This window comes from Olleya sp. R77988 (genome assembly GCF_044594215.1).
Classification (GTDB): domain Bacteria; phylum Bacteroidota; class Bacteroidia; order Flavobacteriales; family Flavobacteriaceae; genus Olleya.
Genome location: NZ_CP138988.1, coordinates 2071711 through 2090265, shown reverse-complemented (window position 1 = coordinate 2090265; position 18555 = coordinate 2071711). Strand labels below are relative to the sequence as shown.

At 29.8% G+C, this 18555-nt stretch carries 17 protein-coding genes; 10 read left to right on the top strand and 7 right to left on the bottom strand.

What is annotated here, in order from left to right:
* Positions 1-159: 159 nt before the first annotated feature.
* The 7 genes from SJY17_RS09465 to SJY17_RS09435 all read right to left on the bottom strand — a co-directional run bounded on the left by SJY17_RS09465 (position 160) and on the right by SJY17_RS09435 (position 9721).
* Positions 160-2937, bottom strand: a complete 2778-nt coding sequence (locus SJY17_RS09465; protein WP_397362322.1) for a bifunctional aconitate hydratase 2/2-methylisocitrate dehydratase — start codon at positions 2935-2937, stop codon at positions 160-162.
* Positions 2938-3206: 269 nt separating this feature from the next.
* Entirely contained in the window at positions 3207-4346 is a 1140-nt protein-coding gene (locus SJY17_RS09460) for an acyltransferase family protein (RefSeq protein WP_397362321.1), read from the bottom strand.
* 13 nt (positions 4347-4359) lie between these two features.
* On the bottom strand, positions 4360-4554 hold the full coding sequence (locus tag SJY17_RS09455; protein ID WP_397362320.1) for a gliding motility protein GldL: 195 nt from the start codon (positions 4552-4554) through the stop codon (positions 4360-4362).
* Positions 4555-4556: 2 nt separating this feature from the next.
* Entirely contained in the window at positions 4557-5510 is a 954-nt protein-coding gene (locus SJY17_RS09450) for an AAA family ATPase (protein WP_397362319.1), read from the bottom strand.
* Between the two features lie 9 nt (positions 5511-5519).
* The gene (locus tag SJY17_RS09445; RefSeq protein WP_397362318.1) at positions 5520-6968 is read right to left on the bottom strand and encodes a peptidylprolyl isomerase; all 1449 of its coding nucleotides are present in this window, start codon (positions 6966-6968) and stop codon (positions 5520-5522) included.
* Positions 6931-7782, bottom strand: a complete 852-nt coding sequence (locus SJY17_RS09440; protein WP_397362317.1) for a peptidyl-prolyl cis-trans isomerase — start codon at positions 7780-7782, stop codon at positions 6931-6933. The genes SJY17_RS09445 and SJY17_RS09440 overlap by 38 nt, the downstream gene beginning before the upstream one ends.
* Before the next feature lies 1 nt (position 7783).
* Positions 7784-9721, bottom strand: a complete 1938-nt coding sequence (locus SJY17_RS09435; RefSeq protein ID WP_397362316.1) for a peptidylprolyl isomerase — start codon at positions 9719-9721, stop codon at positions 7784-7786.
* Positions 9722-10048: 327 nt separating this feature from the next.
* On the opposite strand from SJY17_RS09435, the gene SJY17_RS09430 reads away from it, so the two are divergent.
* The 10 genes from SJY17_RS09430 (at position 10049) to SJY17_RS09385 (ending at position 18533) form a co-directional block, all read left to right on the top strand.
* Positions 10049-10501 carry an SRPBCC family protein gene (locus SJY17_RS09430; RefSeq protein WP_397362315.1) on the top strand — a complete coding sequence of 151 codons (453 nt, stop codon included), beginning with the start codon at positions 10049-10051 and terminating at the stop codon, positions 10499-10501.
* A 3-nt stretch (positions 10502-10504) separates the two neighbouring features.
* A complete protein-coding gene (locus SJY17_RS09425) occupies positions 10505-10744 on the top strand; it encodes a hypothetical protein (protein ID WP_397362314.1) in 240 nt (79 codons plus the stop codon).
* A gap of 79 nt (positions 10745-10823) precedes the next feature.
* Positions 10824-12245: a helix-turn-helix domain-containing protein gene (locus SJY17_RS09420; RefSeq protein WP_397362313.1), complete on the top strand. Its 1422-nt coding sequence runs from the start codon at positions 10824-10826 to the stop codon at positions 12243-12245.
* Positions 12246-12464: 219 nt separating this feature from the next.
* The gene (locus SJY17_RS09415; RefSeq protein ID WP_397362312.1) at positions 12465-13154 is read left to right on the top strand and encodes a T9SS type A sorting domain-containing protein; all 690 of its coding nucleotides are present in this window, start codon (positions 12465-12467) and stop codon (positions 13152-13154) included.
* 26 nt (positions 13155-13180) lie between these two features.
* The gene (locus SJY17_RS09410) at positions 13181-13762 is read left to right on the top strand and encodes a hypothetical protein (protein ID WP_397362311.1); all 582 of its coding nucleotides are present in this window, start codon (positions 13181-13183) and stop codon (positions 13760-13762) included.
* A 10-nt stretch (positions 13763-13772) separates the two neighbouring features.
* Positions 13773-14585, top strand: coding sequence for a DUF4412 domain-containing protein (locus tag SJY17_RS09405; RefSeq protein ID WP_397362310.1), 813 nt, complete (start codon positions 13773-13775; stop codon positions 14583-14585).
* Positions 14560-15045: a hypothetical protein gene (locus SJY17_RS09400; protein WP_397362309.1), complete on the top strand. Its 486-nt coding sequence runs from the start codon at positions 14560-14562 to the stop codon at positions 15043-15045. Before SJY17_RS09405 ends, SJY17_RS09400 begins: the two co-directional genes overlap by 26 nt.
* Before the next feature lie 6 nt (positions 15046-15051).
* Positions 15052-15627, top strand: coding sequence for a hypothetical protein (locus SJY17_RS09395; protein WP_397362308.1), 576 nt, complete (start codon positions 15052-15054; stop codon positions 15625-15627).
* Between the two features lie 15 nt (positions 15628-15642).
* On the top strand, positions 15643-17334 hold the full coding sequence (locus tag SJY17_RS09390; protein WP_397362307.1) for an OmpA family protein: 1692 nt from the start codon (positions 15643-15645) through the stop codon (positions 17332-17334).
* Between the two features lie 86 nt (positions 17335-17420).
* The gene (locus tag SJY17_RS09385) at positions 17421-18533 is read left to right on the top strand and encodes a hypothetical protein (RefSeq protein ID WP_397362306.1); all 1113 of its coding nucleotides are present in this window, start codon (positions 17421-17423) and stop codon (positions 18531-18533) included.
* Positions 18534-18555 lie beyond the last annotated feature (22 nt).

Below are 18555 nucleotides of genomic sequence, written 5' to 3'. Positions count from 1 at the left end.
TAGTGGAAATCCTTTTTGTGAGGCACGAACAAAAAGATTGAGAATGGAAAGCCCGACCCTTGTGGTAACGCCCAATTTATTTTATTTACTAATTTAAATGCATAAAAAAATCCTGAATCTTAGATTCAGGATTTTAATTATTTGATATTGAATAATCAATTACATTACTAATTGTTTTTGAGAAGGTTTAAACTTAGTTAATACTATCCCTTTTACTGCTGCTTGATATTCTTCTATTGTTGGTGTTCTTCCTAATATTGTAGATAATACTACAACTGGTGTTGAAGATAATAAAGATTCTCCTTTTTTCTCATCGGTATCTCTTACTACACGACCTTGGAATAAACGCGTGGAAGTTGCCATTACTGTATCTCCTGGTGCTGCTTTTTCTTGGTTACCCATACATAGGTTACAACCTGGACGCTCTAGGTACAACATGTTTTCATATTTAGTACGCGCTAATCCTTTTGGTGCGTTATCATCGAATTCGAAACCTGAATATTTTACTAATATTTCCCAATCGCCTTCTGCTTTTAACTCATCAACAATATTATAGGTTGGTGGTGCAACTACTAAAGGTGCTTTAAATTCTACTTTTCCATGTTGTGCTTCAATGTTCTTCAACATTTGAGCTAAAATCTGCATATCTCCTTTGTGAATCATACATGATCCAATGAAACCTAAATCTACTTTTTTAGTTCCTCCGTAGAAAGATAATGGCTGTATGTTATCGTGTGTGTAACGCTTAGATACATCTTCATTATTTACGTCTGGATCAGCAATCATAGGTTCTATAATCTTATCTAAATCTATAACAACATCTGCATAATATTTTGCATCTGCGTCTGGTTTTAATGCCGATTTAGTTCCTGTTTTAATTTCGGTGATACGACTATTTGCTTTATCTACTAATCCTTTAAGATCTTGCTTTGGGTTATCCATACCCTTATCAATCATAATTTGAATACGATCTCTAGAGATTTCTAATGATTCTATTAAAGTTTCATCTTCTGAAATACAAATTGATGCTTTTGCTTTCATCTCTGCAGTCCAATCTGTAAATGTAAATGCTTGATCTGAAGTTAAAGTACCAATATGAACTTCAATAATTTTTCCTTGAAAAACATTTTCTCCTTCAAATTGATTTAACATCTGCTCTTGAGTAGCGTGAACCACATCACGAAAATCCATATAAGATTTCATCTCTCCTTTAAAAGTAACTTTTACAGACTCTGGAATTGGCATAGTAGCCTCTCCTGTAGCTAGTGCTAAAGCAACTGTACCAGAATCTGCTCCAAAAGCAACTCCTTTTGCCATACGTGTATGCGAATCTCCTCCTATTATTACATCCCAATCATCTACAGCTAAATCATTTAATACTTTATGAATTACATCTGTCATTGCAGGATATTTTCCTTCTGGGTGACGTGCTGTAACTAAACCAAAGTCATTCATAAACTTCATTAACCTTGGTATGTTAGCTTTAGATTTATCATCCCATACAGAAGCTGTATGACATCCTGATTGGTAACCACAATCGACAATTGGAGAAATTACTGTAGCAGCCATCATCTCTAACTCTTGAGAAGTCATTAATCCTGTTGTATCTTGAGAACCTACAATATTTACTTCTACTCTAACATTAGAGCCTGCGTGTAATGTTTTTCCTGGAGTAGTCCCTACAGCGTTTTTGTTGAATATTTTTTCAACAGCTGTTAAACCTTGTCCTTCAATAGATACTTCTTTTGAAGTAGCGTATACTTGAGGGATTTCTATTCCTAAAATGTTACATGCTATAGTTTGTAATTTTTTACCAAAAACTACAGCGTAAGATCCACCAGCCTTAATAAACTCCATTTTTGGTGGTGTTAATGCAGTAGAAATATCTTTTAATTCTGTTTCTCCGTTATATAATTTTTTTGTTTTAGTATTAATTGTTAATACTGTACCTGTATCTACAGAATAGGTTTGCTTTAAAACTGGTTCTCCATCTTCATCTACAACTGTATTTCCATCTGCGTCTTTTTGTTTTTCCCAGTTTTTTAAATCAATACCAATACCTCCAGTTACTCCAACTGTTGTTAAAAAAATTGGTGCAATACCATTTGTACCTGCAATTACTGGAGCAAAATTGATAAATGGTACGTATTTACTAAAAGGAACACCTGTCCATAATGCAACGTTATTTACACCAGACATTCTAGAAGAACCAACACCCATTGTACCTTTTTCTGCTATTAGCATGACACGCTTATCAGGATGTTGCTCTTTTAAAGCTAACAATTCGTTTTGCATATCTTTGTTATGCTCAAACATACATTGTCCATGTAATTCTCTATCAGACCTAGAGTGTGCATCTGCACCTGGAGATAATAAATCCGTAGAAATATCACCAACTCCTGCTACAAATGTAACAACTTCTATTTTTTCATCTACTTCAGGTAACTTTGTAAAGAACTCTGCTTTAGAATAGCTTTCTAACAATTCTTTAGCAATAGCATTACCTGCTTTGTAAGCATTTTCTAATTTTTCTGTATCTGCTTCATATAAAAACACTTGTGTTTTTAATACTTTAGCTGCTGCTTCTGCAATTGCAGCATCATTTCCTAAAGCTAAATCTAACAATACTTCAACCGAAGGACCTCCTTTCATATGAGATAATTGTTCAAAAGCAAAAGCTGTAGAAATTTCTGAAACTGTTGCTTGTCCTAAAATAATCTCTTTTAAAAATTTAGCCTTAACAACAGCAGCACTAGTAGTACCAGGTAAAATATTATAAATAAAGAAATCAAGAGATTTTTCTCTATATTTATTATTAACATCTTTAATTTGTTCTATTAAAGCACTTGTTAATTCAGCACTATCAATTGGCTGAGGATGGAGACCTTGCTCTTTTCGATTCTCGATCTGCTTAAGGTAATCGGTATAAATGTTCATATAGTTTAAAAAAGAATTATTTTAATGTTAATCATTGACAATAATGTTTTGGAATACAAAGATTATTATCATACCTAAATAGCACGTTTAATAGTTAATGAGACACTTTTTAAGTCCAGCAAAATTACGAAAATTTGAAGAGTTTTAAAAGCATATAATGAATTTGAGTAATCATTATATATAATTTAATGAATTAAGAATTTATGCCTCAAAATATACGAAATCAATAATTTAAAAGTCGTAAAATATTAAATTATCAAAACCACTTACTAAAACGATTTCGTAAACTTATAAGATTCTCGATAATTAAGGATTGGTTTTTCAAAATACTTGAATAATAACGCTGACAAAATAAATGTGAAAATCCAAAAGAAAATAAGTATTCCAATCTTTTCAAATGTATTTAAAAGTGAAATATTAATTAATTGCTGAATGCTTAATAAGACAATTGAATAATTTACTAAATAGATTGAGTATGACCACAAACTAATTTTTGTAATTGATTTTGAAAATAAACTACCTTTTTTCCATGTAGAAAATACTGGAAATGTCAAAAGTATACTTATTGAAACTAATGCCAAATACCAAATATTAAAAAAAGAAGAAAAGGAGTTTGGCTCTAACTGGTTTTTATAAATATATATATGAAGTCCTAAAAATAAAACTGTTCCCAAAATAAAACTTAACCATTTATATTTTTTCCAGAATTGAGTGTAATAATAACTTATAAATGCACCTAAAAACCCATAGTATATACTATCAATTCTGTAAATTACTACTTTTCTTAGTAATTTACTCCATTGTATTTCTGTTGGAATTACAGTATAATTAATTTGAAAAACGTAACGACTAAAAGTAAAAAACAAAATAGTCAAAAATACTGTCATTAAAAACGTCCATTTATTAATCCTCCTAAGAATTAATCCAAAAAGCATCAATACTATTGGGCCAATCAAATAGGCAAACTCCTCTATTGACAAGCTCCAAGACTCTGTGAAAAAGTCTGGTTGTTGTTGGCTAAAATTCTGAAAAAAGAAAAAGTATTTATAAAGTTGTTTTGGGATTTCTGTATTAAAAACAAATAATAACCCAATATTTATAAGCAAAACTAAATAGTAATTTGGCAAAGTCCTAAACCAACGACGCATCCAAAAGTTAGTAAAATGCCTGAATGATGTTTGTTTAGCTTCTATATGTTTGATAAGAATGGTCCCAATTAAAAAACCACTTAATACAAAGAAAATATCCACTCCAATGGTTCCAAAAAACTGAATAAACTTAACTAAAGTAGATTTTGATTCTGGAAATAATAAAAGTGTTGAATGCGAACAAAGTATAAGCAAAATTGCAATTGCCCTTACAACATCTAAACCAAAAACTCTTTGTTTGTATGTTGTTATTGGTTTCAAATAAAGTAGAAGTTTAAGATTTTTGTCTAGAAATTTTTATCAATTTAATAATTGCTAAAAATATTGCACAGAATTCTAAAAAAGTACCAATGGTTAATAATAAGCTACCGTGTTCTTTATGCTGAATTTTAAAATAGGCACCAACAACAGTTAATACTATTCCTAATATTAGCACTAATAAAGGAAACCTGAACTGCTTTAAATTCATTTTTAAAACAAGTTTTTTATTATATGTTCTATAGTTATTCCTTCAGCTTCTGCTTTATAGTTTTTAATCATTCTGTGACGTAAAATACTAGTTGCTACAGCTTGTACGTTTTCTATATCTGGAGAAAATTTACCGTTTATTGCTGCATGTGTTTTTGCAGCTAAAATTAGGTTTTGAGAGGCTCTTGGTCCTGCTCCCCAATCTACATATTGTTTGACTAAGTCTGAAGCAGCCTCACTATTTGATCTAGTTTTACCAACCATAGTTACTGCGTATTCTATAACATTATCTGCTACAGGAATACGTCTTATTAGTTGCTGAAAATCTGTAATTTCTTGAGCGGTAAATAAGGCGTTAACTTTTGGTTTATGGTCTGAAGTTGTTGCTTTAACTACATCTACTTCTTCTTGAAAACTTGGATAATCCAGATTTATAGCAAACATAAAACGATCCAATTGTGCTTCTGGCAAAGGATAAGTCCCTTCCTGCTCTATTGGGTTTTGTGTTGCTAACACAAAGTATGGTAAGTCTAGTTTGTAGTGATGACCAGATACTGTCACTGCACGTTCTTGCATAGCTTCTAATAATGCTGCTTGCGTTTTTGGTGGTGTACGGTTAATCTCGTCTGCCAAAATAATATTAGCAAATATTGGTCCTTTTATAAATTTAAACTGTCTGCTTTCATCAAGGATTTCGCTTCCTAAAATGTCACTTGGCATTAAATCTGGTGTAAACTGGATACGCTTAAAATCTAAACCTAAAGCTTGAGAAATAGTGTTAACCATTAACGTTTTTGCTAATCCAGGAACACCAATTAATAATGCGTGTCCTCCAGAAAAAATGGATATTAGAATTTGGTTTACAACCTCATCTTGTCCAATTATAACTTTGGCTACTTCTTGTTTTAAAGCATTGTATCTTGTTACTAGAGATTTTACTGCTGCAACGTCTGACATATAATTTTCTTATTTTTTTAACCAATTACTACTAAAATCACAGTCTCTACGTGCTTCGCTAATTTTAATATATGTGTCTGTTATTTTTTCGTTTTGCCATTTTCCAATAGCATCGTATTGTTTTTCGTTTAAAGCTAATTCTTTAATTTTTAAATAATCACGAGAGTAATCTGCATCATGCTCGTCTATTCTATCAGTAACAGTAACTAACTTAAACTTTATTCTTCCTTGTCTATCTGTATCTGTTAAAACGTCACTAATTGTGTTGTTTTCCAACCCTTGTAACTGACCATACAATTCTGGGTCCATTTTGGTTAACTCAAAATTATAATCTTGTGTTTGTGGGTTTATTAATTGTCCACCTTCACTTCTAGTCTCTTTTTCATCACTAAACTCTTTTGCTGCTTCTGCAAAAGTATAGTCACCATTATTAATGTCGGTTTTAATCTTTTCAATTTTTTCTTTAGCTTCTAAAATCTCATCGTCTGAAATTTCAGGCACTAAAAGTATATGGCTTACGTCATATTCTTGTCCTCTAATTTTTTCTAAATAAATAATATGGTAACCAAAGTCTGTTTTAAAAGGTTCTGAAATCTCTCCTTCTTGCAAAGAAAACGCAACATCTCTAAACTCCTTTACCATTCTAGGACGTGTTCTATTCATTGGTGGTAATTTTCCTCCAGATTTTTTTGATCCTGGATCATCCGAATAGAATGCTGCTCTAGACCTAAAACTTTTTGCGCCACTTTCTACTTCTTGTTTAAACTTTTTTAATTGGTCAATAATGCGTTGTTTTTCTTGTTGGCTAACCTTAGGCTCTACAATAATTTGCGCTACTTTAAGTTCTGTACCAAACCTTGGAAGTTCTTCTTTTGGTATTTTATTGAAAAATTGACGTACTTCTTCTGGAGTAACCTCAATGTCTTCAATAATTTTTTTTCTCATTTCTGTTGCTAGTTTATTGCTTTTGTTTATTTCAAACATTTCTTCTCTAAAACTAGCTTCGTCTTCTTTTTTATAAAACTTAAGTAACTCATCCATACTACCATTTGTTTGTTGTAGGAATTGCTGAACTTGCTGATCTACATGTGATCTAATTTCTGCATCACTAACCACAATACTGTCTTGTATAGCATGATGTGCATACAGTTTATCTTCTAATAATTTACCAAATAATTGGCAACGTGTTACACCTTGTAAAGAAGCACCTTGTGCTTTAAGTTGTAAAATCATTTTGTCTACATCACTATCCAAAACAATATAATCTCCTACGACTGCTGCTACTCCATCAACTTTTTTGGCTCCAGTTGTTATTGTTGAATCTATTGCTTTTTCTGAAGTTGTTTCTTCAATTATTTCTTGAGCTGAAGCTGTAAAAGTTGCTAGTAATAAAAACGCAAAAGCTGTTAGCGTTTTACTTTTAATTGTAAATTTCAAATTGTTTGTTTTTAATGGCATCTTTAGTAATGTCCTTTTCTAATTGTTTTATTAATTCCAGTTTTCGTTTATTAATAACGATTTGGTTGATTGTTGGTCTAACGTATTCTAGTGGTGCTGTCTCGTTTCGTAACAACACTTTATTTATTTGCATCAAATATAATCCTAATGAATCTTTGAGTTGTATAAAATTAGATTTTTTTAACAATTCATTTTTGTTTTCTGATGTGATTACTGGTATTTTTTTTATGGCTTGATCTACTCTAATCCATAATGAATCTTTTAAAGAGTAAGATTTAAACTGAATTGATATTGAATCCAATTCTGTTTTATCGTCATCATTAAAGCGTTTAAACTTCTTTTTTATATTATCTAAGTCTAACCTATTAGCTTCTAAATTAATATATCTAAACTGTATTAAATCTTCATTTAATTTAAAAGCATCTTTATTGGTTTGGTAATATGCTGAAGCTTCTTCTAGCGACACATTAGTTTCTAGGTTTTTACTAACTAAAGCTTCCAAGTAAGCTTTACTATATAAATCGCTTTTGTATTGTTGGATTAGTTTATCAAATTTATCTTGTTTAAGATCTGACAAATTTACTTGAGCACGTTGCACTAATAATTGTTGTGTTGCCCATTTATTAACAAAGTTATTTGCAAAAACAGTACTGTCTGATTCACTAAGGTTTTCTGGCATTGCTTTTTCTAAATCACTTGCATACAAAAAAGCGTCGTCTATTCTAGCTAATGCTTCCTCTTGTGGAATAGGTTTAAAATAGTCGCAAGACCATAAAACGTTAATTAATACAAATATGTAGGCTGCCTTTTTCAACTTATTTTAATTCTTCTTTTACTTGTTGTAATGCCGCTTTATTAATTTTTACTTTAAATTTTTCTGACAATCCTTCCAACCAGTCTTTTTCTTTTTGTTCTTGAAAATCCGAAATAACACTTCCTTTTGCTTCTTCAAAGGTTTTGGGTGTTTGTGGCAAGATTTCGTTAATTTTTACAACAGTGTAAGCATCGTTATGCTTAAATATTTTTGATACACCTGTTTTTTTAGATAACCCTTCGGGTAATGCTTGATGATTAATATCTAAAACATCAACAATAAAACTAACATTAATTTTTGTGTCAGAGTTTAATCCGTTTTTAATAACCTCTATTGTTTTATTATTATCTAATAGCTTAGCAACTCTTTTAATAACGCTTTTTTTAGCAGAAGATCCTACTACAGCATCTACCCTTACGTCATAAAAGTATTTTTGTTTATTAAGCAAATAATACTCTTTTACAGCAACTGTGTCTTTTTTGGCTGCATTCCAGATTTCGGTTTCCATTAAATCAAAAAGTAATAAGCCATCTCGATACTCGTTAACTATCTGAGCATATTCTTCGTTTTCATTTTCTAAGTTTTTTTCTTGATAGGTTTTTAAGTTACTTTCAACAAAAACTTTATAGTTATCATCAACTAACTTATTTAATGATATTTTAGCTTGACGTCTACGTTGGCTTTTAACTAAAAAGTTCGCAAAGTCCATTTGACTTAATTCTTTATCACCAATTTTAAGTAGTAATTCTTCTCCTTTAAAACTTGAAGGAATCTTCCAATTACTAGCAAAAAAATCGTCATTTAAGATAGAAACGAAAGGAGTTAAATCTGAATTTGTTGATACATTATACTTCTTCATTAAACCTTCAATACGCTTATCATTAATAACTTTAGATCTAGAATCGCGCTTAATTTTGTTTTTTAATTCTGGCTCAAGCTCTTTAAAAGATTTAATTCCGTTTTTTTCTAACAATTTGATGATATGATATCCAAATTCTGATTTAAATGGTTTAGTAACATCGTTAACTTTTTCTAATCCAAAAGCTTGTTCTTCAAAAGTTTTAGAGCTTAATTGTCCAGCAGAAAATGCATTAAGTTTACCACCTTTACTACTTGAGCTTTTATCGTCAGAAAACTGTTTTGCTAAAGCACTAAAATCTTCGCCTTGCTTTACACGTTTATAGATTTCGTTAATACGCTCTTCTGCAGTTTGCTCTAATTTATTATCTGTTAACATAATATGTGCTACAGTTACGTCTCCTCTATTAACACGTTTATCTTTTACCAAAACAACATGATACCCAAATTGGGTTCTAAAAGGTTGTGACCACTCTCCAACTGAAGTGTTAAACGCTGCGTTTTCAAAAGGATATACCATTTTAAAAGCTGTAAAATATCCTAGTTCTTCTGCAAATAAAGTACGACCATTATGGATGTCTTTTTTTACTGCTTCAAAACCTTCTTTAATAACACGATCTCTTAATTTTTGTATTTCTTGAAAGGCTAAAACAGAATCTTTAGGGCTTGCATTTTCATCGATTCTTACTAATATATGGTTAGCATCAACCTCTGTTTGCATCCTAGTATAGGCTTCTTCTATTAATTGACCTGTAACTTTATTATCGTTTAAATAGTTTTTTGCTAATTGGTTTTTGTAGTTTCCAAATTCTCTTAAATAAGATGGCTTTTTGTCCAAACCTAAGCTTTTAGCTTCTGCTATTTTAAGTTTATATTTTACAAAAAGGTCTAAGTAATTATCAATATCCTTTTGAGAATCGTCTTTAACTAATTCTAAATTTTTATTGTAAACACGTTTAAACTCTGAGGTGTAAACTGGGTCGTCATTAACAGTAAATAAAACTGTTTTATTTTGAGCTTTAACTAAAACACTAGACAGTAAAAGAACTACTAATGTTAAACGAAATATATTAATTTTCATAGAAAGGGCACTTTTTGTTTGCAATGTCTGCAAAAATAGCAATATTACACTATAATACAAGGACTTTTATTAACGATGCAAGAAACCATTTATTATAGCTTCTTTAACTTATTAAAGTGCTAAAATGAAAAAAATATTAACAGTAAAACGTTATAGAAATATTAAATTTTACAAATAAGCTTTGATAATGATAGTCTTCTTTGGTTAAAGCTTAAATGCATTTAATCCTTAACTAAAGTAATATAACGACTATCTGTATAATTTTAGCGATTGTAATTTTACAATCGTTAATTTTTTTATAGCTTTATTTTTATTATCGCTAATCGTATGAAATATATTATCCAAATAACTATAAATAAACCACTAACAGAATGCTTTAATCTACTGGATGATCATTCCAACATGAAACATTGGCAAGCAGGATTGGATAGTTATGAGCATATTTCTGGTGATCCAGGAATGATAGGTGCAAAAATGAAATTAAATTATACTTTTGGTAAACGAAAAATGACACTTACTGAAACGATTACTCATAGAGACAACAATAAAGCCTTTCATTTTAATTTTGATAGTAAAGGCATGCATAACATCCAAGAAAACTATTTTGAAGCTATTGATGCCAACACCACACAATGGACTAGCAAAAACCAATTTGCACCAACTAATTTTGCAATGAGAATGATGTTAATGTTAATGCCTAAAGAATTTAAAAAGCAATCTAAAAGATATTTAATAGATTTCAAGAATTTTGCAGAAAACGGAACGTCTTTATTAAAATAAAACATGCGACAACTAAAACTGATTTGGGATTTTAAAGGTCCTGATGCATTAAAAATTGCAGAACATCACGAAATACATCTTAAACAATTTATTGCTTTAGAAAAAACCGAATTAAATATTTCTGGTTTTGAACAATTAAGCGATATGCATAGTATTGCTTTCATGGTAGTTAATGAGACTGAAATGAAACCAATACGCGATGCCTTAAAACCACATCGTGGACAAGTTTATACTGCACAATAATTTAGTTTTTAAATTAAAAAAACATTAAAACCCTTTTTTAAATTGGTTAGTTAAAAAAGTAATCCCATTTTTGTTAATAATGAGAAAAATTAAATTTATATTAATTGTTGTTTTTAGTTTGATGGCTAATGTTGTTATATGTCAGACAGACTCTATACAAAAACAGATAAATTATTATATATCTCAAGCAAAACTAGATTCTGCTAAAACATACATTCAAACTAATCTAGATAAACTTCCACTAAACAAAAATAAAAGCCAACTTAATTACCAATTGGTAAAAGTCTTGTTTATACAATCGTCTTATGACGAAGCTTTAAAACAAGCATTTAACTCCATAGACAAGATAGATGATCAAAAACTTAGAGTTAAGTTTAATTTTATGATTGGTTGTATTTATTCTGCAATAACAGATTACAAAAAATCTATTGAGTATTTTGACTTAGTTGTTAAACATAGTGATGATGCTTCATTATCTGTGCAAACACATTTATTATTATCTCAATTGCATTTAGAGTTAGACAACTCTGAAAATGCCGAAAAATCTATCACAGAAGCTTATAAAATAACTGAACGATCTAATATTGATAGTAAAACAAAAAACCATGTAGCAATGCAATATAATTTTTTTAGTAAAAATTATGAGCTTTGCAAACAACAAAATTTTAGCATTATAAAAGACACTACAAGCTTTTTAAATGCCAAAAGTTATGCTTACGCAATGATTGGAGATTGTTTAATAAAACAAGACTCTTTACAAGAAGCTACAACTTATTTTGATGAGTTTTTAAAACTTACTGTAGAGACTAAAGATCCAGAACAGATAAAAGTTGCAGCAAATAAATTAATTGATGTCTATGAAAAAATGGGTAATCAAGAAAAAGCAAATGCCTATCATAAAATTTATAATGAAGCTGTAAACGATTCTTTAAGTTTTTCTGTTGAAAAATATAGAGATTTATACAATATTGAAAAAAATCGAGAGCTAAATAGTATTAAAGAAAAAAACTCCAGAAAATATTTAATTTTTGGCTCACTTCTTATACTGTTTTCTTTATTTGGATTGTTTTTGTTAAAACGAAAAAATAATAAAAAGGAAACACTAAACCTACAGAAAAAAAATCCGGGTAAAAAAATAGTTATTAGTGATAATGAAATTGATAAAATTGAAACTGCAATAACTAAATTTAAAAATCAACAATTATTTTTAAAATCTAATATTACCAGAAAATCTTTTTGTGCAGATAATGCAATAAAATCTGAACGCTATTTAAGCCAATATATTAATGAAAAATATAAAAAATCATTCTCAGTTTTTATTAATGATTTAAGACTTGAATATGCCTATAATAAGATTAAAAACGACAAAATGTTTAGGCACTATAAAATTGAAGAAATCGCAAAAGCATGTGGTTTTGGGTCTAAAAAAAGTTTTGAACGCGTATTCTTAGCAAAATACAACGAAACCCCTTATAAGCTTATTTTACGCCTAACAAGCTAGTTTCGCTATAACTACAGAAGGTCAATTCGCGAAATGACGCAACTTCTATTATAATCATTGTAATAGAATAACATTCCAAAAACATCTTTCCATTAGATTTGTCTGTATAAACGGATCGACTAAACAATGCTTTGGCTCTATTAGTTTTTTAAAATTATGTTTATTTCATTAAAAACATAAGCCTTCATATTTATAAATTCTTATAATTTTAAAACTTCAATGAATAAAATTATTACATGTTTTTTAATTTTTACTATGCTTATTAGCGGTAAAGCTTTTTCTCAAATTCCAACAAATAATGATTGTTCCGGAGCAATAGATTTAACTTTTGGGACACAAGTCTCAGGATCTACAGAAATGGCAACAGTTTCTGGAGTCAACTCTTCTTGTGCTTTTAGTCAACATGATGTTTGGTATTCATTTACAGCTCCAACATCAGGAAACCTGTATTTATATCTTGATGGAGGTGGATTTCTTAACTATACCATTTATGATGATTGTGTTGGTACTAATGAGATAGATTGTGGAAACGATGGAGAAAACCTAATAAGTGCTTTGCAACCTGGAGTATTGTATTATATAAGTATTACTAAAGCAACCCTTGCTTGTAAAGGAGATTGTGATTATGATTTTACACTTTTACTTACTCAAAATGCCTTATCACAAGACAGTTTTGTCTTGGATTCATTTAAGTACTATCCAAACCCTGTAAAAGAAGAGTTAAACATTAGCGCAAAACATCCAATATCAACAATCGAAATTTATAATGCTTTAGGTAGCAAACTAATAATAAAGGATGTAAACGCATTAAATACTACACTTAACTTTTCAAATTTAGAATCTGGTGTGTATTTTATTAAAGTGTACTATAACCAAAATGTTAAGACCATAAAAGTATTAAACCTATAAACTTTTTACATAATTAATATTTAAAAATGAAATCTACCACTACAATAATCTGTCTATTACTTTTTTTAGGATGCAAAAACAAGCACACTAATACAGACATTGAAAGTGCAACTTCAAGCAATAAAAATTACGCTTCAAAAACAACCTTTTATAAAAAACCTGCAGATTGCGATGCCTTTTTTAAATCTATCAACTTCTCAAATATCTGTTTAGAAAATAAGGCAAAGGATTTTAATATAAGTTACACTTTAGAAAAAGTATGTCAGATTAATATAAAATCAAATCAGTTAGGTATAAACGATTTAAAAGTTGGTTATTATTTTGAAAATGATTCAGCACAAATGGAATACTTTAATTTAATTACTGAAGGTTTAAAAGAAAAAAACATTCCAGGATCTACCTATAAAAACATTAATGGCTTAGGTGATGTTGCTTTTATTACTTCCAAAGAAAAAAACAAAGAAAAAACATTAACTACAATTATTGGCAATGTACGTGTGCGTGTTTTTTCAGAATATTTTAAAAGTAAACCACATTGCATGTATGAAGATGACCAACTTATAAAAATGGCTCAAGCAATAGTATCTAAAATAAAAAACAACAATTAAATAATACACTATGAAAAAATTAACCTTTTTATTCGTTTTAACCTTATGCTTTTCAGGGTCTGTAGATGCTCAAATTTTTAAAAAACTAGGTAAAAAAATCGGAAAAGTAGCAGAAAAAACTGTAGAACGTAAGGTCGAACAAAAAACTCAGAAAGAAACAGAAAAAGCATTTGATTCTACCTTTAATAAAAAAAGTAAAAACAAAAAAAACTCTAGTATTCCTGGTATTTCAAAAGTAGATCCTGCAAATAATTATACTTTTAATTATAAAGCAGAAATGCAAATTAAATCTGGAAAAGATGTAATGGATATTAACTATTACCTACCAGAATCAGGTAATTTTTTATGTGCAGAAATTAAGGATAAAAGAATAAAAGGAGACAATTTTACTGTTTTTGATATAGATAGAGAAGCCATGTTTAGTTTTATGGACAATGATGGAAAAAAAATGAAATTTGGAATAGAATTTAAAACAGATGAAGAAGATACAGAAGCACAGAATATAGATATAAAAGCTACAGGTAACTCTAAAACCATCCTAGGTTATAATTGTCTAGAATATAAAATGACAGGTAAGGATATGACTGCTACTATTTGGGTTACTAAAGATGTAAATATTAGGTTTCCTAGTGATTTTCATAAAGTAAAACAAGACAAAAAAACAAACAATCAATGGATGACAGATTTAGATGGTTGGGCAATGGAAATGGAAATGATTGACACGTCAAGAAGAAAACCTCAAACCATAACCATGACTTGTTTATCAATTGAAGACTCTAACTTAACAATACAATCAAGTGACTATAACAACATTGGGCAATAATAGGTTTAAAAAACTAATAGCAGTATTAATACTACCTCTATTTTTAATAGGTTGTGGTTTAACTGGAGAAGAAATTGCAAGACTAGATATTAATAAGCTTAGTACAAACAATAATTTTATTGTAAAAGAAGCAATACTTGACTTAAAAAAAGGAGACAAAATTGCTTTCTGGTCTGATATGGATATGGAATATGCAGGTAAAGTAGATCTTAGATTTAGACTAAAAATATTTAAAAAAGGGACTGAGATGTCTCAAATAGACATTGACCCAACTAAGAAAAATATAACCATTGGCGAAGTAAAAACAACGTTAATGGGTAAAACTAATTGGAGTTTTACTGGTAAAAACCATCAGCTAAAAATAGAAGAAGATGGCACTTATGGTTTTAAAGCTGTTTTAATTTCATCTAAACATCCAAGTCTTAAAATTAATAAAGCAGAATTAGTCATTAAAAAATAATTAGTCATGAAAAAAACCTTATTACTAGCAATCGTTTTGATGCAGTTTAGCTGTGGATCAGAGTCTAAAAAAACTACAGATACTATAATACAAGATCTAAATAAAAAGAAGCAAAGCATGACTAAAAAGGCTTCAAAAAAGATTACAAAATTAAACTGCGAAGATTATTTTAAAAATGCAGATTACTCTTCAATATGTTTTAGTAACAGTAAAACTCTAGATTACACTATACTATCTTCAACAGATTTGGGTTGTACTTTTAGATTTGAAAAAGTTGAAAATTTTGACGAATATTTTGACGTAAACGTAACCACTTATAAAACCGAAAAAGATTGTAAAGCAATCTATAATATTGTTTTAATGGAAATGAGTGACGATTTAGAAACTATAGATAATCTTGGTGATATGGCAGGAATTGAAAAAGTAGATGCTGTTGGAAGTAATATATCCTTGTACATAAAACATGGCTATAGTTTTATCCAAATTCAAGCCAATCGTGTTGTAGGCACTAGACCTACACCTTGTTTTTATTCCAAAGATGAAATGGTGAAATTTGCAAAATTATTTATTAGCGAATTATAAAAATATTAAAAAAAAATGATGAAAAATATCCTATTGCTCTTTGTTTTTATTTCAGTACTAGCATGTAAAGACGATGCTAAAAGCCCCAAACCTACCATACCAGATAATAAAGAAGTTAAGACAACCAAAAAACAAAAAAAATCGCAAAAATCGACCAAAAAAACTGAGCAGATTAAAGATGCTATAGAAGACTTTAATACCGTTTTAAATAAAGATGCTAATTCTGAATTGCCTAAAAATCAATCAATAAATAGAGAGGCTATTGAAAAACTATACCAATATAGTGGTATCCCAAAAGAAGAATACCAAGACAAGCTTAACAATCCAGATACTTTAAAAGCATTAATTAAACAAGTACAAAAAAATATTAAAGACGCAATACCACGTCGTGGTCCTACTTTAAAAGGAGACATCACTTTAGAACAATTAACTTCTAAAAACACCTCAACTGGAGTTTCTATTGAAGATGCAATTTTAGTCCTTCAAAAGGATTTAAAAGGAAAGTTTACACCAGAAAAAGCTAAGAAAATAGACGCTATGTCTGGGACACAACTTATCTCAAAACTACCAGAAAGAGATGCTAGAAAAGTACTGCAATATGTGTATACTCAAGAAAACAAAAGGCTTAGGCCTTTTACTATTAAAGCAGGCTACATGCATGATGCTAAAGAAGCTGATTCGTATTTGATAGAGCTGGAAACAATGCTTAAAAATTATAATGATGGAACAATAAAAGCAAGCCCAAGTTATAAATCAAAAATTGAAAGAAGCATTAAAATTGTAAAAACAGCTCAGAAAAAAATAGCCAAACTATCTAAAACTGCACAAGCAGATTTTAAAAAACTAAATCCAGATTTATACTTTGGTGAAGACGTTGGCGAAACCTTTTTTGGTGGTAAAGTCAGAAATGCTGTCTATTTACCTTTAGGTAGATTATCCTTTGCAGACACTGTTATTAGTGCACGTCATCCAAAGTTAAACGTTACAGATTTAAACAATGTTATTGGCTCTCCAGACATGATACAAGATAATGGAGCTATGACAGTTACAGGTATTTATAGTCTTGGATTAGCAGGAAGTTTAACGGTTAAATTTAATGATAATGCACTAACAGATGTTAAGGGTCCAGATTTATACATTTTTGAAATTGGTAAAATAGAACCTACTACACTTGAAATCTCTAAAGATGGAAAAACATGGATTAAAGTTGGTAAAATTGATGGAGGCGTTTCTGAAGTTGATATTGCAGAATTTGTACAACCAGACGATTTATTTTATTACGTTAGGCTAACAGACCTTAAACAATACAGTGCATTACCAGGAGCAGATGTAGATGCAATAGCAGCAATTGGTGCAGCAATGCGTTTAAAATTAGATAGTAAAGTGTTATTTGAAACTGGAAAGTCAGAATTAAAACCAGAAGGTATAGACGCACTTAAAGAATTAGCCGAAAGTATTAAAGTATTAAAAAAAGGAAATGTTATTGTCGAAGGACACACAGACGATGTTGGTGATGCTAGTTTTAACAAAAAACTATCGTTAGCACGTGCTAAAAGCGCAATTGTAGAGCTTAAAAAGCTTATCCCAAGTAGTCAGTTTAATTGGAAAGAAAAAGGTTTAGGAGAATCTAAACCTATTGTTGAAAATGATACTGACGACAACAGAGCAAAAAACAGACGTGTTGAAGTATTAGTCATTCCTAAATAGTAATTATAAATCAGTAATTGCTTTTTAAAAAGTAATTAGCATCATAAATTTATGTTTACAACCAAAATTTTATTATTTTTCTAACCATGAAAAATAGTCAATTAGCTTTAATAAAAATAATCACTCTGTGTTTTATTATTAATAGTTGTAATTCAAATGACGAAGCTACAGATACTGATGTAATTGCAACAGATCTTTCAATAACCTCATCTGTAAGTACTATTACATGGATTGATAATTCTGACTTAACACAAAAATTAGACATAGCATTAATTTACAATTATGGAATTGCTGATGAAAGTCAAGTTGAAAAACAATTAAACTTTAATGCAGACACCACTCAAGTTAATGCGACAATAAATTTTAAAACTCAGTTCCAGAGTACCTATAATGACACCAATACATCCAATAATTCGGTCATGATTGCGCTTATAAAAGAAAATCAAACTCCAGAAGGTGTTACACTTAAAGCAGATGAACCAGGAAACACCTATGATTTAATTACCTCAATACTTGCTCCAGGACATAACCCAATAGAAACACCAGATTGTAACCATAATGCTTTTGGAGAACATATTGACGAGGTTTTTGATACCGACTTAAACACTAACGTATTTAGATTTTTTATACACACTACACCTGACAATGATCGTTGCATTAATTTTGATAGGCAACGTAACGAAATTAAAACCTACGGTAATACACCAGACAATGTATTAGGTATAGAGGACGAAACTGTAGTATATAAATGGAAATTTAAATTAGCAGATGGATTTCAATCATCATCAAATTTTACACACATACATCAATTAAAATCTGTTGGAGGAAGTTTTGAAAGCATGCCAATGTACACCTTAACCACCAGAAAAAGTAATCCTGATAGACTTGAACTACGCTATGCAGAAACAGATAGTCAAACAACATTATCTCAGACCGATATAGCACCTTTACTTGATACTTGGTTAGAAGCTACAGAAACTATTAAATACGGTTCATCTGGTACTTATGACATAGAACTAAAAAAAGTAAACGACGGAACTGTTTTATTTTCTTATTCTAACCCTTCCATTATAAATTGGCGACCTAATGCTGACTTTGTTAGACCAAAATGGGGAATTTACAGAAGCTTAATTAATGCGCAAGATCTAAGAGACGAAGAAGTCTTATTTGATGAGTTTAAAATTATCGAGATTGAGTAATTAATTAGACTTGACTTTGTCA